Origin of the sequence: Streptomyces sp. CB02058 (genome assembly GCF_001905505.1) — a bacterium.
In the GTDB taxonomy this organism is placed as follows: domain Bacteria; phylum Actinomycetota; class Actinomycetes; order Streptomycetales; family Streptomycetaceae; genus Streptomyces.
Genome location: NZ_LIPG01000002.1, coordinates 1,297,008 through 1,320,469, shown reverse-complemented (window position 1 = coordinate 1,320,469; position 23,462 = coordinate 1,297,008). Strand labels below are relative to the sequence as shown.

Annotated in this window: 24 protein-coding genes and 1 pseudogene; 6 read left to right on the top strand and 19 right to left on the bottom strand. The window is 71.6% G+C overall.

What is annotated here, in order from left to right:
- Positions 1-10: 10 nt before the first annotated feature.
- The 3 genes from AMK10_RS13150 to AMK10_RS13140 all read right to left on the bottom strand — a co-directional run bounded on the left by AMK10_RS13150 (position 11) and on the right by AMK10_RS13140 (position 3,027).
- On the bottom strand, positions 11-667 hold the full coding sequence (locus AMK10_RS13150) for a GntR family transcriptional regulator (protein WP_073747856.1): 657 nt from the start codon (positions 665-667) through the stop codon (positions 11-13).
- A 219-nt stretch (positions 668-886) separates the two neighbouring features.
- The gene (locus tag AMK10_RS13145) at positions 887-2,071 is read right to left on the bottom strand and encodes a hypothetical protein (RefSeq protein WP_073747855.1); all 1,185 of its coding nucleotides are present in this window, start codon (positions 2,069-2,071) and stop codon (positions 887-889) included.
- Complete coding sequence (locus AMK10_RS13140; protein WP_073747854.1) at positions 2,068-3,027, bottom strand: 5-dehydro-4-deoxyglucarate dehydratase; 960 nt, start codon at positions 3,025-3,027, stop codon at positions 2,068-2,070. The genes AMK10_RS13145 and AMK10_RS13140 overlap by 4 nt, the downstream gene beginning before the upstream one ends.
- Before the next feature lie 342 nt (positions 3,028-3,369).
- On the opposite strand from AMK10_RS13140, the gene AMK10_RS13135 reads away from it, so the two are divergent.
- The 3 genes from AMK10_RS13135 (at position 3,370) to AMK10_RS13125 (ending at position 5,769) form a co-directional block, all read left to right on the top strand.
- A complete protein-coding gene (locus tag AMK10_RS13135) occupies positions 3,370-4,179 on the top strand; it encodes an NAD-dependent epimerase/dehydratase family protein (protein ID WP_073747853.1) in 810 nt (269 codons plus the stop codon).
- Positions 4,180-4,259: 80 nt separating this feature from the next.
- Positions 4,260-4,493, top strand: a complete 234-nt coding sequence (locus AMK10_RS13130; RefSeq protein WP_073747852.1) for a hypothetical protein — start codon at positions 4,260-4,262, stop codon at positions 4,491-4,493.
- A gap of 64 nt (positions 4,494-4,557) precedes the next feature.
- Positions 4,558-5,769: a TerD family protein gene (locus AMK10_RS13125; protein ID WP_198959684.1), complete on the top strand. Its 1,212-nt coding sequence runs from the start codon at positions 4,558-4,560 to the stop codon at positions 5,767-5,769.
- Positions 5,770-5,882: 113 nt separating this feature from the next.
- On the opposite strand, the gene AMK10_RS37995 is transcribed toward AMK10_RS13125, so the two are convergent.
- From AMK10_RS37995 to AMK10_RS13100, 5 genes are all read right to left on the bottom strand, one after another.
- The gene (locus tag AMK10_RS37995) at positions 5,883-6,113 is read right to left on the bottom strand and encodes a hypothetical protein (protein WP_014156926.1); all 231 of its coding nucleotides are present in this window, start codon (positions 6,111-6,113) and stop codon (positions 5,883-5,885) included.
- Between the two features lie 79 nt (positions 6,114-6,192).
- Positions 6,193-7,773: a TROVE domain-containing protein gene (locus AMK10_RS13115; RefSeq protein ID WP_073747850.1), complete on the bottom strand. Its 1,581-nt coding sequence runs from the start codon at positions 7,771-7,773 to the stop codon at positions 6,193-6,195.
- 332 nt (positions 7,774-8,105) lie between these two features.
- Positions 8,106-9,569 carry an alkaline phosphatase PhoX gene (locus tag AMK10_RS13110; RefSeq protein WP_073747849.1) on the bottom strand — a complete coding sequence of 488 codons (1,464 nt, stop codon included), beginning with the start codon at positions 9,567-9,569 and terminating at the stop codon, positions 8,106-8,108.
- Between the two features lie 200 nt (positions 9,570-9,769).
- Entirely contained in the window at positions 9,770-11,251 is a 1,482-nt protein-coding gene (locus tag AMK10_RS13105; RefSeq protein ID WP_073747848.1) for a hypothetical protein, read from the bottom strand.
- 174 nt (positions 11,252-11,425) lie between these two features.
- Positions 11,426-12,067 carry a DUF4232 domain-containing protein gene (locus tag AMK10_RS13100; RefSeq protein WP_073747847.1) on the bottom strand — a complete coding sequence of 214 codons (642 nt, stop codon included), beginning with the start codon at positions 12,065-12,067 and terminating at the stop codon, positions 11,426-11,428.
- A 142-nt stretch (positions 12,068-12,209) separates the two neighbouring features.
- On the opposite strand from AMK10_RS13100, the gene dapA reads away from it, so the two are divergent.
- Entirely contained in the window at positions 12,210-13,097 is an 888-nt protein-coding gene (gene dapA, locus AMK10_RS13095; RefSeq protein WP_073747846.1) for a 4-hydroxy-tetrahydrodipicolinate synthase, read from the top strand.
- Here dapA and dapD read toward each other — a convergent pair.
- Positions 13,094-14,092, bottom strand: coding sequence for a 2,3,4,5-tetrahydropyridine-2,6-dicarboxylate N-succinyltransferase (dapD, locus tag AMK10_RS13090; protein WP_073747845.1), 999 nt, complete (start codon positions 14,090-14,092; stop codon positions 13,094-13,096). The genes dapA and dapD overlap by 4 nt on opposite strands.
- A gap of 9 nt (positions 14,093-14,101) precedes the next feature.
- A pseudogene (locus AMK10_RS13085) lies at positions 14,102-15,309 on the bottom strand (MFS transporter).
- 83 nt (positions 15,310-15,392) lie between these two features.
- On the opposite strand from AMK10_RS13085, the gene AMK10_RS13080 reads away from it, so the two are divergent.
- Positions 15,393-16,271 carry a winged helix-turn-helix transcriptional regulator gene (locus tag AMK10_RS13080; protein ID WP_073747844.1) on the top strand — a complete coding sequence of 293 codons (879 nt, stop codon included), beginning with the start codon at positions 15,393-15,395 and terminating at the stop codon, positions 16,269-16,271.
- A 104-nt stretch (positions 16,272-16,375) separates the two neighbouring features.
- Here the strand turns inward: AMK10_RS13080 and AMK10_RS13075 are convergent, their stop codons facing one another.
- A complete protein-coding gene (locus AMK10_RS13075) occupies positions 16,376-16,921 on the bottom strand; it encodes a TetR/AcrR family transcriptional regulator (protein WP_073747843.1) in 546 nt (181 codons plus the stop codon).
- The gene (locus AMK10_RS13070; RefSeq protein ID WP_073747842.1) at positions 16,921-17,241 is read right to left on the bottom strand and encodes a DMT family transporter; all 321 of its coding nucleotides are present in this window, start codon (positions 17,239-17,241) and stop codon (positions 16,921-16,923) included. Before AMK10_RS13070 ends, AMK10_RS13075 begins: the two co-directional genes overlap by 1 nt.
- Before the next feature lie 160 nt (positions 17,242-17,401).
- Here AMK10_RS13070 and AMK10_RS13065 point away from each other — a divergent pair, with 160 nt between their 5' ends.
- Positions 17,402-18,535: a hypothetical protein gene (locus AMK10_RS13065; RefSeq protein ID WP_241839525.1), complete on the top strand. Its 1,134-nt coding sequence runs from the start codon at positions 17,402-17,404 to the stop codon at positions 18,533-18,535.
- A 61-nt stretch (positions 18,536-18,596) separates the two neighbouring features.
- On the opposite strand, the gene AMK10_RS13060 is transcribed toward AMK10_RS13065, so the two are convergent.
- From AMK10_RS13060 to sufD, 7 genes are all read right to left on the bottom strand, one after another.
- On the bottom strand, positions 18,597-18,962 hold the full coding sequence (locus AMK10_RS13060; RefSeq protein ID WP_073747841.1) for a VOC family protein: 366 nt from the start codon (positions 18,960-18,962) through the stop codon (positions 18,597-18,599).
- A 129-nt stretch (positions 18,963-19,091) separates the two neighbouring features.
- Positions 19,092-19,430: a metal-sulfur cluster assembly factor gene (locus AMK10_RS13055; protein WP_073747840.1), complete on the bottom strand. Its 339-nt coding sequence runs from the start codon at positions 19,428-19,430 to the stop codon at positions 19,092-19,094.
- Positions 19,427-19,882 carry a Fe-S cluster assembly sulfur transfer protein SufU gene (sufU, locus tag AMK10_RS13050; protein ID WP_073747839.1) on the bottom strand — a complete coding sequence of 152 codons (456 nt, stop codon included), beginning with the start codon at positions 19,880-19,882 and terminating at the stop codon, positions 19,427-19,429. The genes AMK10_RS13055 and sufU overlap by 4 nt, the downstream gene beginning before the upstream one ends.
- Positions 19,883-19,908: 26 nt before the next feature.
- Complete coding sequence (locus AMK10_RS13045) at positions 19,909-21,177, bottom strand: cysteine desulfurase (protein ID WP_073747838.1); 1,269 nt, start codon at positions 21,175-21,177, stop codon at positions 19,909-19,911.
- Positions 21,174-21,938, bottom strand: a complete 765-nt coding sequence (gene sufC, locus AMK10_RS13040) for a Fe-S cluster assembly ATPase SufC (RefSeq protein ID WP_073747837.1) — start codon at positions 21,936-21,938, stop codon at positions 21,174-21,176. Before sufC ends, AMK10_RS13045 begins: the two co-directional genes overlap by 4 nt.
- 7 nt (positions 21,939-21,945) lie before the next feature.
- Positions 21,946-22,263, bottom strand: coding sequence for a bifunctional 3-phenylpropionate/cinnamic acid dioxygenase ferredoxin subunit (locus AMK10_RS13035; protein WP_014156911.1), 318 nt, complete (start codon positions 22,261-22,263; stop codon positions 21,946-21,948).
- Position 22,264: 1 nt separating this feature from the next.
- Positions 22,265-23,446 carry a Fe-S cluster assembly protein SufD gene (gene sufD / locus AMK10_RS13030; RefSeq protein WP_073747836.1) on the bottom strand — a complete coding sequence of 394 codons (1,182 nt, stop codon included), beginning with the start codon at positions 23,444-23,446 and terminating at the stop codon, positions 22,265-22,267.
- Between the last annotated feature and the right edge of the window lie 16 nt (positions 23,447-23,462).

Sequence of the window (23,462 nt, the reverse complement as noted above, 5' to 3'; positions counted from 1 at the left end):
AGCGGGTGGTTCACGCCGTGTCACCCCCGTCTTCGTCGTCGGGGAAGGCACGGCGTACGAACGATGCGATGTGGTCGCGCAGGGCTCCCGCGGCGGCCTCGGCGTCGGCGGAGAGGGCGAGCCGGAGGATCTCGCGGTGCTCGGCCGCCTCGCGCTCCCAGGACGGGATGGCCGACCAGGCGACGGTCGACACGAGCGCGGCCTGGTCGCGGACCTCGTCGAGCATCCGGCCGAGCAGCGGGTTGCCGCAGGGCAGGTAGAGGGCCCGGTGGAAGTCCCGGTTGGCGAGCGACCTGTCCGCCTTGTCGATCGCCGAGTCGGCCCGCTCCAGGGCCTCCTGGGCGGCCTCCAGCGACGCCTGCCGGGTGATGGTGCGGCGCAGCGCCTCCGGCTCCAGGAGCAGGCGTACGTCGTACACCTCCCGGGCCATGGCCGCGTCCACGAGCCGCACGGTGGCGCCCTTGTACTGGCTCATGACCACCAGTCCGGTCCCGGCGAGCGTCTTCAGCGCCTCGCGCACGGGGGTCTTCGACACCCCGAACTGGGCGGCGAGTTCGGTCTCCACGAGCGCCTGCCCCGGTCGCAGCTGCGCGGTGAGGATCGCGTGCTTGATCGCCTCCAGCACGTACTGGGTCCTGGACGGGATCGGGGCAGGCGCAAAGGTCATGGGAAGGGTGCTCTCACATCTCGCGTATCGCGTCTCATATATGACGTACGAAGTATGACGCGATGAAGCTAGGACGGTGAGAATGTTTCGTCAATGCTTCTGACGGAAGAATTTCGGTTGCGCAGCCCGCCTCCGGATACGCCGCAGGTCCCCGGCGTGTGCCGGGGACCTGTGTTCGGGGAGCCGCGACGGGAAGGCCGCGGGAGGAGCGTCGGGCGGTCAGCCGCCGCGCACCGCGGACAGGGCGTCCGCGACGGCGCGGAGGTCCGGTCCCGAGGCCAGGCCCGCGTGGTACAGGCGCAGTTCGCCCGCGCCGAGCGAGGCCGCGTGCGCGGCGTCCCGCGCCAGGGTGCCGGGGCTTCCGCCCATGCCGGTGACCACGTTGAAGTTGGCGGCCAGCACCCCGGAGAGCCCCGCGAAGGGGCCGAGGACCGCCTCGCGCGCCGCGTCGCCGCCGGTACAGGGCAGCACGACCCCGTCGGCCGTGGACAGGATGTGGGCGGGGTCCGTACCGACGTTGGCGCCGGTGCGGTACGGCGCGGGATCGGCGTGCAGCAGGACCTGGAAGTCCGGTCCCGGTGCCGCGCCGCGCACCGCCGCGACGGCCGCCTCCTGGAGGCCCCTTGCGACCTGTCCGCGCCACCGCAGGGTGGCGTCGGCGAGGTCCGCGCCGAGCAGCTTCCCGATGCCCTGCCAGCCGGACTCCCCGGACCCCTGACCGGCCCATACGGGCTCCAGGGCGCTGTGCACGGCGGCCCGCAGCTCCTCCGCGTCCAGGCCCACCGAGGCGTAGCCGGCGCGGCAGTCGGCGCAGAAGCAGAGGGACATCAGATACTGCGCGGCGTCCCCGAGGCCCACCCCGGAGGTCTTGTCGTGGGCGTGCAGATGGGCGAAGCCGTACCAGCCGCACGACTCCAGCTCGGCACCCGAGGCCCCGGGGCGTACGGCCGCCTCGGCCGCCAGGTCCACCAGGTACGCCTGGACGTCGGGCCGCGCGATGCACGGCGCCCAGGGGTAGCGGTCGCCGTAGGCGTTGACCACGGAGGTGTCCGGATGCTCCGCGCCGAGCCGGGAGTTGTGCGCGAGGACCACCCAGGAGTGCACCTGGAGGCCCTCCTCCGCCAGGGCCTCGGCGGCCTCGGCGTACGGGTCGTCGCCCGCCACCCAGGACTGCGTCCAGGGGCGCAGCTCGCGCCCTGCCCAGCGGCCCTCGTCCGGCGGGTAGAGCACCGCCGCGTGTTCGGCGGTGACGATCCGGCGGGCGGGGTGGCGCGGCGTCAGGGCCCGGGTGGAGTGGTAGGCGGAGGCGAGCGTCACCTGTTCGACGCCGAGGCCGGCGAGGCGGCGGGCCGCGTCCGGGTCCCCGACGACGTCCCAGGGGTACAGAAAGGCGGAGGCCTTCACCTGGCCTCCCCCGCGGGGTACTTCTCCAGCAGGGCGCGGCCGTTCGCGATGATCGCGGCCAGCTCCTCGACGTGCCCGGCGGAGGGCTCGGTGAGCGGGGTGCGGACGTGGCCGACGTCCAGGCCCTCCAGCCGGACGGCCGCCTTCACGAGCGAGACGGCGTATCCCCGGCCCTTGGCCCGGAGTTCGACGAGCGGCCGGTAGAAGTGGTCGAGCAGCGCGTTGACGAGGTCGTCGTCGCCGGAGTCCAGCGCCCGGTAGAAGGCCAGGGCGATGTCGGGGGCGAAGGCGAAGACGGCGGACGAGTAGAGCGTGACGCCGATGCCCCGGTAGGCGAGCCCGGTGAGCTCGGCGGTGGGCAGCCCGTTGAAGTACAGGAAGTCCTCGCCGGGCAGCCCGGTGCGTACGGCGCTGACGATGCGCTGCATCAGGTCCAGGTCGCCCAGGCCGTCCTTGAGGCCGATGATCCCGGGGGTCTTCGCCAGGGCGACGACGGTCTCCGGGGTGAAGACCGCGTTGTCCCGCTGGTAGACGATCGTCTCCAGGGGGGTGGCGGCGGCGAGCGCGGCATAGTGGGCGAGCAGCCCCTCCTGGCCTGCGACGACCAGGTAGGGCGGCATGGCCAGGAGTCCGTCCGCGCCCGCCTCCTCGGCGAGCTTCGCGTACTGGACCGCGAGCGCCGTGCCGTAACCGGCGCCCGCGACGACGGGCACCCGGCCCGCGGTCTCCTCGACGGCGGCGGCGACCACGAGTCGGAACTCCTCGGGGGCCAGCGCGTGGAACTCACCGGTGCCGCAGCAGGCGAAGACGGCCGCCGCACCGGCGTCGACGCCCGCGCGCACGTGCGCGCGGAACGCGTCGAGGGCGACGGCGCCGTCCGGCCCGTAGGCGGTGACGGGGAAGAAGAGCGGCCCGGCGACGTCGGTGAGTCGGGCGGCAAGGGGGGCTGAGGTCACGGGCGCTCCCTGAGCGATTCAGGCGTGCACAATTATGATCGGCGTCCATATTCATGAACGCTGCCACGCTAAGGCAGTCGCGCGGCGAAGGTCAAGACGGGAGCGGCCGACGTGTGGCGGATCGCGCGAACCGGCGCCCCCCTTGACGCGGGCGGCGGGAGTTTCTTAGCGTGTCCACGCATGTGAATGTCATCCATGCATTTGACGCTCCGGGCGGGTTGCGCCATGTCTGCGTGCCGCGCGTACCTTGCTGTCCGTACGTCCAGCTCCGCGCAGCACCTTGCCGCCCCTGTCCGCGCACGCCGCGCACGCGTCCTGCGCCCGCACCGAGGAGATCCCCGTATGCCCGCTCCCCGCACCGTCCTGCTCACCGGCGCCGCCGGCGGCCTCGGCACCCTCATGCGGGGACTGCTGCCCGCGTACGGCTACGACCTCCGGCTCCTCGACCTCACCCCCATCGAGGGCGAGCCGGACGCGATCACCGCCGGCCTCGGTGACAAGGACGCGCTGCGGGAGGCCGTGCGGGGTGTCGACGCGATCATCCACCTCGCGGGCATCTCCCTGGAAGCCTCCTTCGACAAGATTCTGCACTCCAACATCGAGGGCACCTACAACCTCTACGAGGCGGCGCGCGAGGAGGGTGTCGGCCGCATCGTCTTCGCCTCGTCCAACCACGCGATCGGCTACACCCCGCGCCCGCACGCCGGTGACCCGCTGATCCCGGTCGAGACGCCCCGCCGGCCCGACACCCTCTACGGCCTGTCGAAGTCCTTCGGCGAGGACCTCGCCCAGTTCTACTGGGACAAGCACGGCGTGGAGACCGTCTCCGTGCGCATCGGGTCCTGCTTCATGGAGCCGACGTCGGTGCGGATGCTGTCCGTCTGGATGAGCCCGGGCGACGGCGCGCGCCTCTTCCACGCGGCGCTCACGGCCGAGGACGTGCGGCACACCGTGGTCTACGGCTCCTCCGACAACACGCGCCTGTGGTGGGACCTGACGACGGCCCGCTCCCTCGGCTACGAACCGCAGGACGACTCCGAGCAGTACGCGGAGAAGCTGATCGCCGAGCACGGCGAGCTGGACCCGGAGAATCCCGAGCACGCCCACATCGGCGGCCACTTCGTCACGGACCCGCCGATCTGGCCGTACTGACGGCTGTCCGCAGGGCCGCCGACCGGGCCCGGTCCGGAAAATACCGCGACGCGACGGCGCGGGGCGGGCACCATACGGCCATGCCGAAACCTTCCGGATTCCAGTACGAGCAGCACGGCGACGCGGGCGTCACCATCACCCACCACGGCCGCCCCGCGGGCACCCTGCGCGGCGGCCGGGCGGAGAAGTTCCTGGCCGAGGTGGTGTCGGGCGACGCCCAGCTCGTCATGGCGCGGTGGACCGGCGCGTACAAGCACGGCAACGAGCGGGCGGCCCGCGACCACCCGCGCAACCGGGCCCGCGGCGGGCGCTGAGCCGTACGGAGCACGGCACGAAAGGTAAGGGAACGGCAAAGCCGGGTCGTTCGTTACCCCGTGCATGACCGCAATGACACCCGGCTCGAACATCCCTCTCTCCGCCGCCCGCGTGGCGGTGGACGTCGCCGCCCCCGTGCGGCTCGACGTCTCGGGCCTGCTGCTCACCGCCGACGGCAAGGTGCGCTCCGACGACGACTTCATCTTCTACAACCAGCCCTCGGGCCCCGGCGTGACCTACCGCTCGGGTGGCGGGTCCGCGCCCGACGCGATCGTGGTGGACACCACGGCGGTCCCCCCGGGCATCGAGAAGATCGTCGTCACGGCGAGCCCCGACGCCGCGGGCCAGACCTTCCAGGGTGTGGAGCCCACCGCCACCGTGCGCAACGCGGACGACGGCAGCGCGCTCGCCACCTTCACCCCGCCGCAGCTGGGCAGCGAGACGGCGCTGGTGGTCATCGAGATCTACCTGCGCAACGGCGCCTGGAAGGCCCGCGCGGTCGGCCAGGGCTATGCGAACGGCCTGGCGGGCATCGCCACCGACTTCGGGGTCTCCGTGGAGGAGCCGGCCGCCGCCGCCCCGCCCGCCCCGGCGGCGGCACCCCTCGCACCGCCCGTGGCACCCCCGGCCACCGCGCCGGTGGACCCCCGGATCGCTCCCCCCGCGCCGCCGGCTCCGCCCGCCCCCGCCGGCTCCGGCAAGATCAACCTCGACAAGGGCCGGGTCAGCCTCCAGAAGAACCAGACGGTGTCGCTGGTCAAGGGCGGCAGGCCGCTGCTCTCGCAGGTCAAGATGGGTCTCGGCTGGGAGCCCGCCTTCCGCGGCAAGGACATCGACCTCGACGCCTCGGTGATCGCCTTCGGTCCCAACCGCAACCACCTGGACAGCTGCTACTTCGGCAAGCTCTCCATCCTGAACGGCGCGATCAAGCACTCCGGCGACAACCTCACGGGCGAGGGCGCGGGTGACGACGAGGTGATCGTCGTGGACCTCGGCCGCATCCCGGCGGACGCCACCGGCCTCGTCTTCACGGTCAACTCCTTCACCGGCCAGAAGTTCACCGAGGTCGCCAAGGCCTACTGCCGGCTGATCGACGCGACCACCGGCGAGGAGCTCGTCCGCTTCGACCTGACCGGCGCGGAGCCGCAGACCGGCGTGATGATGGCCAAGCTGATCAAGCAGTTCTCCGGCGAATGGGAGATGACCGGTATGGGCGAGTTCGTGAAGTCACGGACCGTCCGGGGCATGGTGAAACCCGCCGCGAAGGCCCTCTGACGCCACCACGGGCCCCGGAACGGCTTCCGGGGCACCCGATGGGGTTCGTACCCCTCAGGTGCCCCGGATCCGGAGAGTCTCCGGTGGGACGCGGTGCGTGCTCGTCCGCTCTCTCAGAGCTTGGTCAGCTTGGAGTACGGGCTCAGGATCCTCCCCTGTCGCCCAGAGAAGTCGATGAGCACTGCGTCGTTGTCGCCCTCGACAGCGAGGACTCGTCCGAGTCCGAACTGGTCGTGCGACACCCTGTCGCCCACATCGAAGCATTCGACCGGTGGGGCCGCCTGGGCCGGGCGGTTGAAGGGACTGGAAGGCAGGTGACGCCGGGATCCGGCTGACTGTTTCATTACGGTCGAGTATGCGCCCTGTAAGCCCCCGACGCCATGCCCGACCGCTCCGGAGCGGGCAGTAGTGCCGCATTCGTAATCAGCGGTTCCAGGGCCAGTCCGCGCTCCTGCCCGCTTCCAGCAAGGGCACCATGCGGAACGCCGCGTCGGAAAGACCCCCGAAGGTGTGGCGGTTCTCGCTTCCCGACGGGGCGTGCCCGACCCGGTATCCGGCGAGGTTCCAGGTGTAGACGGGCACGGTGAGCGGGATGCCCTCGGTGGCGTCCCCGTAGTGGGTGAACGACGCCTGCTCGTCGGTGACGATGAGCACCCGGTCATGCGTGCGGTAGTGCTTGCGTACGGCCCGCACCGTGTCGGTGCCGCCCAGGTCGCCGAAGCGCTCCAGGATCTTCAGCACGGACTCGCCCCTGCGGAACGCCACGGCCGCGCTGGTCGTGCCGAACTCCACCAGGTCGGCGTCGGCCGCCCGCAACGCCAGGGCCGTACCGAAGACGGCCGCCGCGTCGGCCCGGTTCAGCAGGGAGCGGTCGGAGAGCGGCGACCACATGGAGCCGGAGCGGTCGACGAGGATCAGGGTGCGCCCCGGCAGCGCCGGAACGTTCCCCAGCGAGTGGCCGAGCGCCTGCTCCAGCGGGTAGGCCCACCGCAGCGACGGCGCGTGCCGGTACGCCGCGAGATAGCGGAAGGGGAACTGCCGCGAGGCCGCCACCGCCGCCGGGTCGCTGATCCGCGCAGCCACCTGCGCCGCGACCTCGTCCGAGACCCCCGCCTCGTCGAAGTTCCGCAGGTTGCGGACGAGCGCCATCGCGCCCATGGACGGGATCACGGCCTCCCAGGCCGCGGCGTCCATCGGCCCCTGGAGCCAGCCCGCCAGCGCCTCCCAGGTCATGCCCGCGGCGGCCAGCCGGTCCGCGCCGCCGGGCCCGGTGACCACGGCGCGCCGCTCGGCGACCGGCACCGCCATGAGCTCGCGGTGGGCGGTCAGGACGGGGTTCGACTCGGGCACCACCGCGTTCTCGGGGTGGTGCCCGCGGTCCAGGGCGTAGCGGAAGAGATCTCCCTGCCAGGGCTTGGCGGGGTCCGGCGCGGCGTGCACCAGGTTGAGGACGTCGCCGAAGCGGTAGCCCTTGGACGCGGTGTCGTACTTCAGCAGCGCCTTGCCGCTGTAGAGCCTGCGCACCGCGTCGGCGATGCCCCGCTTGACCGGCTTGGGCACGGCCCGGCCGTAGCGCGAGGTCCAGTAGCCGAGCATCTCACCGGGCTCGTCGGGGCGCAGCAGCACCGAGTCCACGACCTGGCGGTTGGACGGGCCGTCCACCACGCCGGCGTCGAGCCGTGCCTTCACGTACTCGGCGGCGCCGACGACCGACGCCGTGCGCATCCCCGCCTCGCGGCGCAGCCAGCCCAGCAGTCCCGCCGTCCACTCCGGGTCCTGGACGGCGAGGGTCCGCACGAGTACGGCGAACCGGGTGTCGCGCTCCTCGCCGCCCTCGTAAAAGGTCTCCTGCGACACGAAGTTCGCGACCGCGAGCAGAAAAAGTTCGGAGCGGGCGTCCCGGAGATGCCCGGCGGCGCCCTGGTGATTACGCGCGGTGTGCCCGGTCGACTTCACGGGCGAGGTCACGCGGGGACGCGTGGAACGGGTGTTGAAGCGTGCCATGTGAATTCCCCCGAATTCATGGGGGAGAGCACGGCAGAGGGGTGCCCGAGATCGGAATCGGAGACGGAATTGTCGATGCTCTACCTGACTGAGCTACCGGCCTGGGCCGGGCGGGACTCGAACCCGCGACCGTCGAATTACGAAGTATCCGTCGCCTGCGCACCGGGCACCCCGGCGCTCGTGCCTCCCGAGGTCAGGACGGCTGCGGCGTGATTTCGGGAAAGGAAGTAGCCGCTGCCTTCGCACCGGGAGGTGCATGGCCTGACTCTACGAGGACAACTGCGCGGCGTGCGAGGGAATTTCCCTCCCGAGCCGCGCGGCCACCCCGCTCGCTACTTGGCGGGCTGGCGCTTCCACGGGCCCGTGATGGCGAGCATGATGCCCGGCGTCTGGATGTTGGCGAACAGCGTCTTTCCGTCCGGCGAGAAGGTGACCCCGGTCATTTCGCTGTAGGAGGGGTCCTCCGCCGTTCCGTCGTTCAGCTCGTTGCGCGCGATCGGGTACGTACGGCCGCTGTCGGTCGCCCCGAAGAGGTGCTGGAGTCCGTTGCCGTCCTCGGAGATGACGATGCCGCCGTAGGGCGAGACGGTGATGTTGTCCGGGCCGTCGAGGGCGCCGTCGACGGACGGGTCGGGGTTGACGCCGAGGAGGACCTTCAGGGTGATCGTGCGGCGCTTGGGGTCGTAGAACCAGACCTGGCCGTCGTGCGCCACGGGGCTCTCGGAGCGAGCGAAGGAGGAGACGAAGTAGGCGCCGCCGTCGCCCCACCACATGCCTTCGAGCTTGCGGGCGCGGGTGATCTGGCCGTCCGTGAACTGCTTGCGCACGGAGACGGTCTTCGCGTCACGGTCGGGCACGTCCACCCAGTCCACGCCGTAGACGGTGCCGATCTCGGTGGCGCGGGACAGGTCGTCGACGAACGCGCCCTTCTTGTCGAAGCACTTGGTGGCCTGGAGGACACCGGCGTCGTCGGCGAGGGTGCGCAGCTTGCCGCGGCCGTGCCTGAAGCCCTTCGGCGGGACCCAGCGGTAGAGCAGGCCGTTGGGGCCGGACGCGTCCTCGGTCAGATAGGCGTGACCCTGCTTGGGGTCGATGACGACGGCCTCGTGGGCGTAGCGGCCGAAGGCCTTGATGGGCCGGGGGTCGCGGTTGGCCCGCTTGTCGTAGGGGTCGACCTCGAAGACGTAGCCGTGGTCCTTGAGGAGGCCGTTCTTGCCGGCCTTGTCCTCGGTCTCCTCGCAGGTGAGCCAGGTGCCCCAAGGGGTGCTGCCGCCCGCGCAGTTGGTGGAGGTGCCCGCGATGCCGACCCATTCGGCGGTGCGGCCGTCGCGACGGGTCTCCACGACGGTGCAGCCGCCGGCCGCGACCGGGTCGTAGACGAGGCCGTCGGTGAGCGGGACGGGGTACGCCCAGCCGGCCCGGGTGCCGCTCAGCTCGTGGTTGTTGACGAGCAGGGTGACACCGCGGGGGCCCTCGAAGGCGGCGGTGCCGTCGTGGTTGGAGGGGGTCGGCTCGCCGGTCTCCAGCTTGGTGACACCGCTGTGGGTGAGGACGCGGTACGAGAAGCCGGCGGGCAGCGCGAGGATGCCGTCGGGGTCGGGGATCAGCGGGCCGTAGCCCAGCTCCTTGCCGTGCCCCTTGCCGTCATGACCATCGTGGCCGTCGTGCCCGTGCCGGGCGTCCTCGGCGGCGAGGGCACCGGGGGCGGTGGCCAGAGCGCCGACGGCACCGGTGAGGGCGATGCCGGCCCCGGTGAGGGCGGACTGTCTGGTGAATTCCCTGCGCGTGACTGACATCGCGGACTCCTGGTGGTGCGTGGCCGGGTGGTTGGCGTGATCACGCTCCCTCCCCCGCACCAACACCAGTTGAACGACGTACGACGCCGAGCGGGCCCGCAGGTCAAGCCATCCGGCGTTCGGGGACAAATGCTGCCGCCGGACGCGGTTCCGGCCAGGCGCGGAAGGCCGCGCCTGGCCGGAAAGTCCCCCTGTCGCGCTCAGCCCTTCGTGCGCGAGCGGGCCTTGAAGGCGGCCTTGCGGGCCTCCTTGGCGATCTTCCGGTCGCGGTGCAGCCGGCCGACCGCCTCCAGGACGTCGGCGGTCGCGGGGTGGTCGACCCGCCAGGCCTCGTCGAAGAATCCGCTGTGCTGGCCGGAGAGCCCCTCGACCAGCTCCTGGAGTTCGTCCAGGTCGCCGTCGGCGTCCAGCTGCGCGGCGATCGTGTCGACGGCGAGCCAGAAGATCATCGACTCCGGCGGCGCGGGCACGTCCGCCGCGCCGCGCTCGGCCAGCCAGACCCGTGCCAGGCCGCCGAGTTCGGGGTCGCCGAGCACCGCGCGTACGGCGGGTTCGGCCTCGGGCCCGACCAGGGCGAGCGCCTGCTGGCAGTGGAGCCTGCGCAGCGGGGCTCGCTCGTCGGCGCCGCGTGCCGCGCCCAGGAGTTCGGCGGCGGCGGGCTCGGCCCCCGCGGCTCCGCGCTGTGCGAGCCACAGGCCGACCTCGGAGCGGGCCGCTTCCTCGGGGTAGTGCGCGATGCCGTCGAGGAGCGCGTCGGCGCCCTTGTCCGCGAGGTCGCCGACGGCGGGTGCGTCCACTCCCGCCTCCAGCATCCGCTCCCGGATGCCGTAGAGGCCCAGCGGCGTCAGCTTGACCATGCCGTAGCGGGTGACGTCCTCGTCGTCGGCGGGCGGCGTGGCCTCCTCGCCCTCCTCGGTCAGCAGCGCCTCGTCCACCGGCTGGTAGGCGACGATCCCGATGGGTTCGAGGACCCGGAACTGGTCGTCCAGCCGCATCATGGCCTCCGACACCTGCTCCAGTACGTCGTCGGTGGGCTCGCCCATGTCCTCGGGCACCACCATGGACGCGGCGAGGGCCGGCAGCGGCACCGGGGCGTCGGCGGGGCCCGCCTCCGAGACGGTCAGCAGATAAAGGTTGCCGAGCACCCCGTCGAGGAACTCGGCCTCGGCCTCCGGGTCCCAGTCCAGCGCCTCGAAGTCGACGCTGCCGTCCTCGCCGATGAGGTCGGCGAAGTCGTCGAAGGCCGGGGCGGTGGCGTCCGCGTGCACGGCGTCGAGGCCGTCGAGCCAGATCGCGAGGACGTCCTGAGGGGACCCGGAGGTCAGCAGGGCGAGGTTCTCACCGGCCGTGGCGGTGCCCTCGGCGTCGTCGCCCGCGGTCTCGTCGAGGCCGTCCTCGTCCTGCGGGTCCTCGACGTCCACGAGCCCCGTGTCGACCGCGAGGCGCCAGGCCTCACTCGCCAGCGCCGCGCCGTCCTCGTCGTCGGTGAGCCCCAGGTGCTCGGCCGCGGCCGGGAGTTGGGCCTCGACGAGCTCGCCGCCGGCGCCCACCCGCGTCGTGGGCCCCGCCCAGCGGGCGAGACGTACGGCGCGGACGAGCAGCGGAGCGGCCAGCGCGTCCCGTGCCAGCTCGGCCTCGGAGTGCAGCCGCACCGGCGGCAGGGAGGGGCGCTCTGCGGACATCAGGGGGTTCTCCTCGGGGCGTGCGCGGGCTGTTGTGCGGGGCCGGACCGGTGGCGTACAAGTCCTCGGCCGCGGCCCCAGCGTAGACGCATTTCGTCCCCTGCCGCCCGGTTCTCCCGCCGGCCGGCGGCGGGGCCGGGCCTGGCAGATCGCCGGTGCCACAGCCGCCGCCGGTCACCCGGTCGTGCTCGTGCTCCAGGCCGTCGTGTTGAGCTCGTCCATCAGCCGTACGTCGTGGCCCTCCAGGGGGAAGACCCGCGCCCCCGTGTCCGGGGCGGCGGCGATCTCCAGGGCGTCGCCCTCGATCAGGTCTCCGCCCTCCTTGGTGGAGACCCAGGCCAGCGTCGACCGGACCTGCGCGCCGGGCTCCAGCATGATCTCTTCCGGCCCCGGGTCGTTGCCGAACATCGATCCGCCCGCGTTCACGGGGACGGGAATGCGCTCACCGTCGTCGCCCAGCGCCCGGACGGACGGGTAGCCGTCGACGCGGTACGGCTTCTTCCCGCAGTTGGTGAGCGTGAGGGTGACGGCACGGTGGAACATCGCCGTCTCCACGGGCCCCATGTCGACGACCACTCCGGAGGCGGGGCAGCCCTCGGCCGACGGCGCGGGGGTGGGCGCGCCCTGGGCGGGCGCGTCGGCCGCGGACCCGGGGTCCGGGAGGGTCCCGACGTCGATCGACAGCGTGGGGACGGCCGGGCTCGGTGACGGGCCCGGCTCCCCCTCGCCCGCGGGGACGAGGAAGCCGGCGCAGCCGGACAGCGCCAGGGCGGCCGCCGCGAGCACGGCGGCCGAGATCGATGTCCGTACGCGCATGCCGTGTGCCCCACCCCTGGAACGGTCCGTCGCAATTCCGTTCGATCATGCCAGACCGTTCCGCCATCGTTCAGCTTCTCTTGCCCGTCACCCCAAGCAGAACTAAGTGGACCCGTGCCCACCGGGCGCCGAGACTGCGGAGATGACATCCCACACGGCCAGACCCTTCGGCCGCGCCCTCTGCGCCATGATCACGCCGTTCACCGCCTCGGGTGACCTGGACCTGGACGCGGCCCGCCGCCATGCCTCCGCTCTCGTCGCGGACGGCTGCGACGGCCTCGTGCTCAGCGGCACCACGGGCGAGTCGCCGACCACGACGGACGAGGAGAAGACGGCGCTGCTGCGGGCCGTGCGGGAGGCGGTCGGCGGGGCGGTGCCGCTCGTCGCGGGCGTCGGCAGTTCCGACACCCGGCACACGGTCCGGCTGGCGCGGGAGGCCGAGGCGGCGGGCGCCGACGGGCTGCTGGTGGTGACCCCGTACTACAGCCGCCCCCCGCAGGCCGCCGTGGAGGCGCACTTCCTCCGGGTCGCGGAGGCCACCGGAATTCCACTGATGCTCTACGACATCCCCGGCCGCACCGGCACGAGGATCGAACCGGCCACACTGCTGCGACTGGCGGAGCATCCGCGCGTCGTGGCGGTCAAGGACTGCTCGTACGACCTGCTCGCGGCGACGAAGGTGATGGCGCGGACCTCGCTGGCCTACTACTCGGGCTGCGAGGAGCTGAACCTCCCGCTGTACGCCCTGGGCGGGGCGGGCTATGTCAGTACGGTCGCCAATGTGGCCCCGGGCCCGATGCGGGCCGTCCTGGACGCGTTCGACTCCGGTGACACCGCGGAGGCCGCCCGCCTGAACGCGCTCACCATCGGCCTGGTCGAGGCGATGATGTCCTCCGGCCTGCCCGGCACGGTCACCGTGAAGGCGCTGCTCGACGCGGGCCCGGTCCGCGAACCGCTGCAGCCCGCCGGCCGCGAGGCGACCGACGGGCTGCGTGGGCTGTACGAGGAACTCCTCGCCGCTGCCTCTTAGTTGTGGCTGTGCAGGATGTCGTTGAGCCCGTCCCAGACCGCGTTGTTCGGGCGGGCCTCGACGGCGCCGGTGACCGAGTTGCGGCGGAAGAGGATGTTCGACGCGCCGGAGAGATCCCGCGCCTTGACGACCTGTCCGTCGGGCATGGTGACCCGGGTGCCCGCCGTGACGTAGAGCCCGGCCTCGACGACGCACTCGTCGCCGAGCGCGATGCCGATGCCGGCCTCGGCGCCGATGAGGCAGCGCTGCCCGATGACGATGCGCTCCTTGCCGCCGCCGGAGAGCGTGCCCATGGTGGACGCGCCGCCGCCGATGTCGGAGCCGTCGCCGACGACGACGCCCGCGGAGATGCGGCCCTCGACCATGGAGGTGCCGAGGGTGCCCGCGTTGAAGTTGACGAAGCCCTCGTGCATCACGGTGGTGCCGGAGGCCAGGTGCGCCCCGAGCCGGACGCGGTCGGCGTCGGCGATGCGCACACCCTTGGGGGCGACGTAGTCGGTCATCCGGGGGAACTTGTCCACCGAGGTGACCTGGAGGTGCAGGCCCTCGGCGCGGGCGTTGAGCCGGACCTTCTCCAGGTCGTCGACGGCCACCGGACCGAGCGAGGTCCAGGCGACGTTGGCGAGGAGGCCGAAGAGCCCGTCGAGGTTCTGTCCGTGCGGCTGGACGAGGCGGTGCGAGAGCAGGTGCAGCCGCAGGTAGGCGTCGTGCGCGTCGAGCGGCTTGTCGTCCAGCGAGGAGATGACCGTGGACACGGCGACGATCTCCACCCCGCGGCGGGCGTCCACACCGATGGCGCGGGCGGCGCCCTCGCCGAGACGGTTCACCGCGTCCTCGGAGCTGAGGCGCTGGGTACCGGCCGGGCCGGGCTCGGGGGCGAGCTCCGGGGCGGGGAACCAGGTGTCGAGAACGGTGCCGTCACCGGCGATGGTGGCGAGGCCGGCGGCGACGGCGCCGGTGGTACGGGCGGAACCCTGGGAAGTCGTGTCGGTCATGACCAAAACCTAACCGCCCGGGCCCCGCGCGGGCGAACCGGTCTCAGCGTCCGGGAGGGTTCACCCGGCCGCCTCACCGCGAGGACCGCCAGCCCGGCGCCGCACGCCAGGACCGCGCAGAGGGGCCAGAGCAGCGCGGGCGCCGCGGAGTACACCGCGCCGCCCAGCGGCGGGGCGAGGACCTGGCCGCTGATGGAGGCGCCCGCGTACAGGCTCTGGAACCTGCCCTGCGCGTGGGCGGGTGCCTCGTCGGCGACGTAGGCGGTGGCCGTGGTCTTGTAGAGGATCTCGCCCAGGGTCAGCGACACCATCATCGAGACGGCGAACACCGCGCCCGCCCCGGGTATCAGCACCGCGTAGCCGAGCCCCACCAGGAGCAGTCCGGTCCCGACGACGGTCAGGGGTGCCCTGCGGCGCAGCAGGTGAGCGGCCGGGAGTTCGAGCAGGAGGATGACGCCCCCGTTGACCGCGATCAGCCAGCCGTAGAACTGGGTGCCGTAGCCGTGGTCGGCGAGGAAGACGGGCAGGGTGGAGTACTGCTGGCGGTAGACGAGGTCGACGCAGACGATCGCGGCGAGCAGGACCAGCACGGCGGGCCTGGCCCGGAGTTCGCGCCGGAGGCCGGGTGCGCCCGGGTCGTGGGAGGGCACGGTGTGGGTGGTGCCGCGGGCCGGCAGGATCGCGGCGGCGTAGGCGGCGAAGAGCAGGGTGCCGAGGCCGTCGGCGAGGAAGAGCCAGTCGTACGAGAAGCGGGCGGCGACCAGTGCGCCGAGCGGTGGCCCGACGGTGAAGCCGCCGTTGGACGCGAAGCGGGTGAGGGCGAAGCTCTGGCGGCGCCCTCCCTCGGGGACCGAGACCGCGACGAGTGCGGCGTTGGCGGCACGCACGACCCCCGAGGCGTACTGGGCGAGCGGCAGCACGGCGTACAGGGCGGGCAGCGGGAGCAGGGGGAGCGTCACGAGGGCGGCCCCGCTGACACAGGCGCCGGTCAGCAGCATCCGCCGGTGGCCGTAGCGGTCGCCGAACCAGCCGCCGGTGAAGTTCCCCGCGACGAGTCCGATGCCGCCGATGCCGCTGATCACGCCCGCCTGGGCGACGGACAGGCCGCGCGGCCCGGTGAGATAGACGAAGAGGTAGACGAAGGTGAAGCTGACCACGGCGTTGAGGAAGGCGCCGAACGCCAGCAGCCGCACCGTCTTCGGCACGCCGCGCAGCATGTTCCCCCCAGGAGTGAGTTCCTTTTGGGAACGGACTATGGCAGCCTAAAATTCGCGGGTCAACAGAGAAGGAGGCGGACACCGTGCCGCAGCGCACCAGCCTGGCCGACGCCGACTGCGCGATCGCCCAGGCCCTCGACGTCGTGGGCGACTGGTGGACCCTGCTGATCGTGCGGGACACGGCACGCGGGGTGCACCGCTTCGACGCGCTCCAGCAGGAACTGGGTGTGTCCCGCAAGGTGCTCACCGAGCGCCTCCGCATGCTGACGGACTCGGGCGTGCTGTCACGGCACCCGTACCAGGAACGCCCCGTCCGCCACGAGTACCGACTCACGCCGCGCGGTCGCGCGCTGCTGCCGGTGCTGATCGCCCTCCAGGACTGGGGCGACGCCTGGGTACTGGGAGAAGGGGAGACGATGGCGACGACCGCGGAGGACTCCAGGGAGGCCGCACGGGTGCACGCCCTGGTGGGCACCAGGCTGCCGGAGCTGGAACTCCTCGACCACGAAGGCGGATCGCGCGACCCGGTCGCCGGCACCCCGCACACCGTCCTGTACTGCTTCCCCGGCGCATACGCCCGCCGCGACGCCTATCCGCCGGGGTGGGCCTCGATCCCGGGCGCGAGCGGCTGCACCCTCGAATCGTGCACCTACCGCGACCAGTTGGCGGAGTTCACGGCCGCGGGCGCGACCGTGCACGGGGTGTCCACCCAACGCCCCGACGAGCAGCGGGATTTCGCCGAGAAGGAAGGGCTGCGCTTCCCGCTGCTCTCCGACGCCGGGCTGGCACTGACGGCGGCTCTGCGGCTCCCGACGTTCCGCGCGGGCGGTGTCACCCGGCTGAAGCGGCTGACCCTGGTGGTGGACCGGGACCGGACCGTCGTCGAGGCGCTGTATCCGGTCACGGACATCGAGGCGAGCGTGCGGGCCGCGCTGGAGGCCGTACGCCGCGACGCCTCCTGACCCGGCAGGAACCGGCCCGGCCCGGGGACCTGCACGGGCCCGGCAGCGACCCCACAGCCCGGCCCTGACGCCGCGCGGCCCTCGCGCCGCCCCGGCCCCCGGACTCAGCGGCCGCCGTCCGCGACCCTGGCCAGCATCCGCCGGGCGTACTCCGCGTCGAAGTCGCTGCCGGTGAGCAGCGCCTGGAGGGTGATCCCGTCGATCAGAGCGGCGAGCGCCCGCGCGGTCCCCGGGTCGGAGCGCGGGGCGATCAGCTCGGCCAGAGCGTCGGCCCACTCGGCGGCGACCGGCCGCAGGGCGGGACGGCGCAGGGCCGCGAGGTACAGCTCGTACTCCAGCTCCATCGGCCCGCGCCCGCCCGCGAACCACTCCTCCAGCATCCGGGTCAGCGCATCGGCGAGCGGGACCGCGGGGTCGGAGAGATACGGGCTCTCCCTCACCACCTCGGCGAAGTTCTCGTTGCACCGGCGCAGCGCGGCGACCAGCAGTTCGTCGAGCGAGGCGAAGTGATACGTCGTCGAGCCGAGCGGCACATCGGCCTCGGCCGCCACCGTGCGGTGGCTGAGCCCGGCGATGCCCTTGGCGCCGACGACCCGGATCGCCGCCTCGATGATGCGCTCACGCCGCTCGGGGTCGTACCGCCGGACCATCAGTGGGCTCCCCCCAGGTTGAGGACCACGACGCCCGCGACGATCAGCGCGATGCCGGCCAGCTTCGCGAGCCCCGCGGACTCCCCCATCCACACGATCCCGATCGCGGCGACGGCCGCGGTGCCCACCCCGGCCCAGATCGCGTAGGCGGTGCCGATCGAGAGCGTCTTGAGGGTCTGGGCGAGCAGCGCGAAGGCCAGCACGTATCCCACGAGGGTGACGAGCGAGGGCCACAGCCGGGTGAAGCCCTCGCTGTACTTCATGGCCGTCGTCGCGGTCACCTCGGCCGCTATGGCGGCGGCCAGCAGTCCGTATCCCATACGTACAAGCGTACACAACGTTGTGTACGACCGTACACAAAAGCCTGGAACCGCATCCGGACCGGTCAGGGCAGGGTTCGGGGCCACCGGGGGACGCTACGGTGTCCGGACCGGCGCAGGACCGGTACGACCATCGGACGACATGAACAGCGGAGTGGCAGTGACGGACGCAGGGTGGGGCGGGGGCGCCTACGGGGGCGCACCGTACGGGGGCAGTCCTTACGGGGGGCCGCCGGGATGGGGCGGCTGGGTTCCGGCACCCAAGCCGGGGGTGATACCCCTCGCCCCGCTGAGGCTGGCCGACCTGCTGGGCGGGGCGTTCACGACGATGGGCAGGTACTGGAAGCAGCTGATCGGCATGGCCGCCGCGCTCTACGGGGGCGCCGCGCTTCTCATGGTGGCGGCGGTCGCCGTCGCGTACTCCGCCGTGGCCGACCATCTGGAGCGGGTGGCCTCGCTCAGCTACGAGGAGGAGGCCGCCTCCTCCGACGTCGTGCCGCTCGTGGTGTCGGGCGCCGCGCTGCTGCTGCTCGGCATCGTCACGATGGCGATCGTCTCCGGCCTGATGTACGCGGCGGTCCCCGCCGTGCTGCAGGAGGCGGTCCTCGGCAGGCCCGTCTCCTTCGGCACGGTGTGGCGCAGGGCGTGGTCCCGGGTGACCCCCGTGATCGGCACGCTGGTCCTGACGGCGCTGATCGCGGTCGTGCCCATCGTGCTCCTGATGGTGACCTTCTTCGCGGTGATCATCAGCGCCATCACCCTGGACGGCGGTGGCGGCACCGCCGTCGCCATGGGACTGGGCGTGCTCGGCGTGCTGCTGACCGCACCGCTGGCGGCCTGGCTCTGGATAAAGTTCTGCCTGGCTCCGACGGTCGTGGTCTTCGAGGGCCAGGGTCCCATCGCCGCGCTGCGCCGCTCCTCCCAGCTGGTGCGCGGCGACTGGTGGCGGATCTTCGGCATCACGCTGCTGGCCGGGGCGATGGCCGCGGCGGGCGGCTACATCATCCAGATGCCGTTCTCGATCCTCGGCATGTTCCCCGGCATGATCGGCACCTCGTCGATGGGCGACGACCCGAGCACCGCGGCGGTGGTGGTCGCGGTCAGCGGCTATCTGGTGGCCATCCTGCTCGGGCAGCTGGTGAGCCAGGTGATCTCGACGACGTTCCCGCAGCTGGTGATCGGCCTGCTCTACGTGGACCGGCGGATCCGCACGGAGAACCTGGGCCCGGTGCTGGCCGAGGCAGCCGCCGTACCCCCGGCGGACGCTCCTCCGTACGGCGGCGCGCACCAGTGACCTCTGCCGGCGCCCCGGGCGTCCGAGCGGCGCGCCCGCCGCTCGGGCACCGGCGGCCCCGTCAGCCCAGCAGGGACCTCTTCGGGCGCAGCACGCAGAACTCGTTGCCCTCGGGGTCCTCCAGCACCACCCAGGTGACGTCCTCGCCCTGACCGACGTCCGCCCGCCGCGCACCGAGCCCGACGATCCGTTCGACCTCGGTGTGCAGGTCGTCGGGGCTGAGGTCGATGTGCAGCCGGTTCTTGACCGCCTTCGTCTCCGGCACGGGGACGAAGCACAGGCCCGGCAGCCTGTCGGCGGCGGCCCCGATGGTCACCTCGTGCTCGTCCTCGTAGACGATCCTCCAGTCGAGCACCTGACACCAGAAGCGGGCGAGGGCAGACATGTCGTGGGCGTCCACGACCACGGTGTACAGACTGACGGCCATGGCCGTCAGTCTGCGAGGTGCCGGGACCGTCGTCCAGACACCACGACGTACGGGAAGGCCCCCGGCAGGATGCCGGGGGCCTTCCCGTACGTCGTGGACCGGAGCACCCCGGGGACCGGGGGCCGTGGATCAGACGTTGAAGCCGAGCGCGCGAAGCTGCTCGCGGCCGTCGTCGGTGATCTTGTCGGGGCCCCACGGGGGCATCCAGACCCAGTTGATCCGCAGCTCGTTCACGATGCCGTCGGTCGCGGACTTCGCCTGGTCCTCGATGACGTCGGTCAGCGGACAGGCCGCGGACGTCAGCGTCATGTCGAGCGTCGCGATGTTCGCGTCGTCGATGTGGATGCCGTAGATCAGGCCCAGGTTGACGACGTCGATGCCCAGCTCGGGGTCGACCACGTCGTACAGCGCCTCGCGGACCTCCTCCTCGGAGGCCGGCTTGACCGTCAGAGTCTCGTTCTCGCTCATGCCGTCTTCCCTTCGGACAGCGCCTTCGCCGTCGCGTCCTTCCACGCCATCCAGCTCAGCAGCGCGCACTTGACCCGGGCCGGATACTTGGAGACGCCGGCGAACGCGACCGCGTCCTCCAGCACCTCCTCCATCGCGTCGTCCGGCTCCAGCTGGCCCTTGGACTGCATCAGCTCCAGGAAGGTCTCCTGGATCTTCTGCGCGTCACCCAGCTCCTTGCCCACGAGCAGCTCGTTGAGTACGGAGGCGCTCGCCTGGCTGATGGAGCAGCCCTGGCCCTCATAACTGACGTCGGCGATGGTCTCGCCGTCGTATTTCACGCGGAGTGTGATCTCGTCGCCGCACGTCGGGTTGACGTGGTGCACCTCGGCGTCGCCGTCCCGCAGGCCACGCCCGTGGGGGTGCTTGTAGTGGTCCAGGATCACTTCCTGGTACATGGAATCAAGCTTCACCAGTCAACCCTCAGCCGCTCTGCCATCTAACCGAAAAAGTTCCGCACATGCTCGAGGCCGTCCACCAGGGCGTCGACCTCCGCGGGCGTGGAGTACAGATAGAACGACGCTCGCGTCGTCGCAGGAATTCCGTACCGCAGGCAGACGGGCCGTGCGCAGTGGTGTCCGACCCGGACGGCGATGCCCTGCTCGTCGAGCACCTGGCCCACGTCGTGGGGGTGGATGTCGCCGAGCGTGAAGGAGATCGTCGCCCCGCGGTCCTCGGCCGTCGCCGGGCCGATGATCCGCAGGTCGGGAACCTCCAGGAGCCGGCGCACCGCGTACTCGGTGATGGCCTGCTCATGGCGGTGGATGTTCTCCATGCCGATCGAGGAGAGGTAGTCCACGGCCGCGCCGAGGCCGACGGCCTGCGCGATCGGGGGCGTGCCCGCCTCGAACTTGTGCGGGGCGGGGGCGTAGGTCGAGGAGTGCATCGACACGGTCTCGATCATCTCGCCGCCGCCGAGGAACGGCGGCAGGTCCTCGAGGAGCTCCTGCCGTCCCCAGAGCACGCCGATGCCCGTCGGGCCGACCATCTTGTGGCCGGTGAAGGCCACGAAGTCGGCCTGCAGCGCCTGCACGTCGAGCACCATGTGCGGGGCCGCCTGCGAGGCGTCGATGCAGACCAGCGCGCCGACCTGCTGGGCGCGGCGGATGATCTTCTCGACCGGGTTGATCGTGCCCATGATGTTGGAGACCAGCGTGAAGGAGACGATCTTCGTCTTCTCCGTGATGATCTCGTCGATGTTGGACAGGTCGAGCCGGCCGTCGTCCGTGATGCCGAACCACTTCAGCTTCGCGCCGGTGCGCTGCGAGAGCAGCTGCCACGGCACGATGTTGGAGTGGTGCTCCATCTCGGTGGTGACGATCTCGGTGTCGCTGTCGACCCGGTAGGGCTCGTCCGCCCAGCCGAGCATGTTGGCGACGAGGTTGAGCGACTCCGAGGCGTTCTTGGTGAAGATCACCTCGTTGCGGCTGGGTGCGTTGATGAAGGCGGCGACCCTGTCGCGAGCGCCTTCGTACAGCGCGGTGGCCTCCTCCGCGATGGTGTACACACCGCGGTGGACGTTGGCGTTGTGCCGCTCGTAGTACTCACTGAGGGCGTCGAGCACCTGGCGCGGCTTCTGCGAGGTCGCAGCGCTGTCCAGGTACACGATCTTCTTGCCGTCGTGGACCGTGCGGTCCAGGATCGGGAAGTCCTTGCGGATCGCCTCGGTGTCGAGGAGGCCGGAGAGCCCCTGTCGGGCGTCAGTCACGCGGAAGCGCCACCCTTCACGTATGCCTCGTAGCCCTCGTTCTCCAGCTTGTCGGCGAGCTCGGCGCCACCGGACTCGGCGATGCGGCCGTTGGCGAAGACGTGGACGAAGTCGGGCTTGATGTAGCGGAGGATCCGCGTGTAGTGCGTGATCAGCAGGGTGCCGACCTCGCCGCCCTCGCGGACCCGGTTGACTCCCTCGGAGACGACGCGCAGGGCGTCGACGTCGAGACCGGAGTCGGTCTCGTCGAGGATGGCGACCTTCGGCTTGAGGAGCTCCAGCTGAAGGATCTCGTGGCGCTTCTTCTCACCGCCGGAGAAGCCCTCGTTGACGTTGCGCTCGGCGAAGGCGGGGTCCATCTGGAGGCCGGCCATCGACTCCTTGACCTCCTTCACCCACGTCCGCAGCTTGGGGGCCTCGCCGCGGATGGCGGTGGCGGAGGTGCGCAGGAAGTTGGAGACCGAGACACCGGGGATCTCGACCGGGTACTGCATGGCGAGGAACAGGCCGGCGCGGGCCCGCTCGTCGACTGACATCTCCAGGACGTCCTCGCCGTCCAGGGTCACCGTGCCACTCGTGATCGTGTACTTGGGGTGACCCGCGAGCGAGTAGGCGAGGGTGGACTTGCCGGACCCGTTCGGGCCCATGATGGCGTGGGTCTCGCCCTGCTTCACGGTCAGGTCGACGCCCTTGAGGATCTCCTTCGTGGCGTTGTCGGCCTCGACGGAGACGTGCAGGTCGCGGATTTCAAGCGTTGCCATGGGTGACTCAGGACTCCTGGGTGACGGAGACGAGCACATCGTCCCCTTCGATCTTTACGGGGTATACGGGGACGGGGCGCGTCGCGGGAAGACCGGACGGCTTGCCGGTGCGGAGGTCGAAGCTCGATCCGTGCAGCCAGCACTCGATCGCACAGTCCTCCACCTCGCCCTCCGAGAGCGAGACGTTCGCGTGCGAGCAGATGTCGTTGATCGCGAACACCTCCCCCTCGGTACGGACGACGGACACCGGCGTGCCGTCGAGCTCCACCCTCTTGGGGGTGTCGTCCTCCAGCTCGCTCAGCGCACAGGCTTTGACGAAGGCCATGTCAGACCGACGCCTTCAGCTCGGCCTCGATCTTGTCGAGGAGCCGGGCCTCCACGTCGGGCAGACCGATCTGCTGGACCAGCTCGGCGAAGAAGCCGCGCACGACGAGGCGGCGGGCCTCCTCGGCCGGGATACCGCGGGACTGCAGGTAGAACAGCTGCTCGTCGTCGAAGCGGCCGGTCGCCGAGGCGTGGCCGGCGCCGACGATCTCGCCGGTCTCGATCTCCAGGTTCGGCACGGAGTCGACACGGGCACCGTCGGTGAGAACCAGGTTGCGGTTCATCTCGTAGGTGTCGGTGCCCTCGGCGGCGGCCTGGATGAGCACGTCACCGATCCACACGGCGTGGGCCTCGTCGCCCTGGAGCGCGCCCTTGTACACCGCGTTGGACTTGCAGTGCGGCGTGTTGTGGTCGACCAGGAGACGGTGCTCCTGGTGCTGGCCCTTGTCGGTGAAGTAGAGGCCGAAGAGCTCGGCCTCGCCGCCGGTGCCGGCGTAGGCGACCCGCGGGTGGAGACGGACGAGGTCCCCGCCGAAGGTCACGACGATCGACTTGAACGAGGCGTCGCGGCCGACCAGCGCGTTGTGCTGGCCGACGTGGACGGCCGTGTCGTCCCAGTCCTGGACGGAGACGACGGTCAGCTTCGCGCCGTCGCCCAGGACGTAGTCGACGTTGGCCGCGAGCACGGCGTCACCGGTGTGGTCGATGACGACGACGGCCTCGGCGAAGGCGCCCAGCTCGATGACCTGGTGGCCGTAGGCCGTGCCGCCCTCGCCGTGCACGGTGATCCGGACCGGCTCGCTGAGCACGGCCTCCTTGTCCACCGTGACGACCGAGGCCTGCTGGAAGGACGAGTACGCCTGGGCGGCGACCCGGTCCACCGGCGTGCCGGCCTTGCCGAGCCGCTCGTCGTCGCGGCCGACGGTCTCGACCGTGACGCCCGCGGGCGCCTCGACGACGACCTTGACGCCGTCACCGGTGGCGACCGCGGTGCCGTCGTGCAGACCGCGCAGCCGCTCCAGCGGCGTGAACCGCCACTCCTCCTCACGGCCGTGCGGGACGGGGAAGTCCGCGACGTCGAAGGACGGGGGGGCGCTCATGCGCGTGGCGACGGTGGACTCGGCCGCCACCGCGATGGATCCGGCGGTGGTGGAGCCCACCGGGGAGTTCTGAGCCTCAGCCATGGCTGTCGTAGTGCTC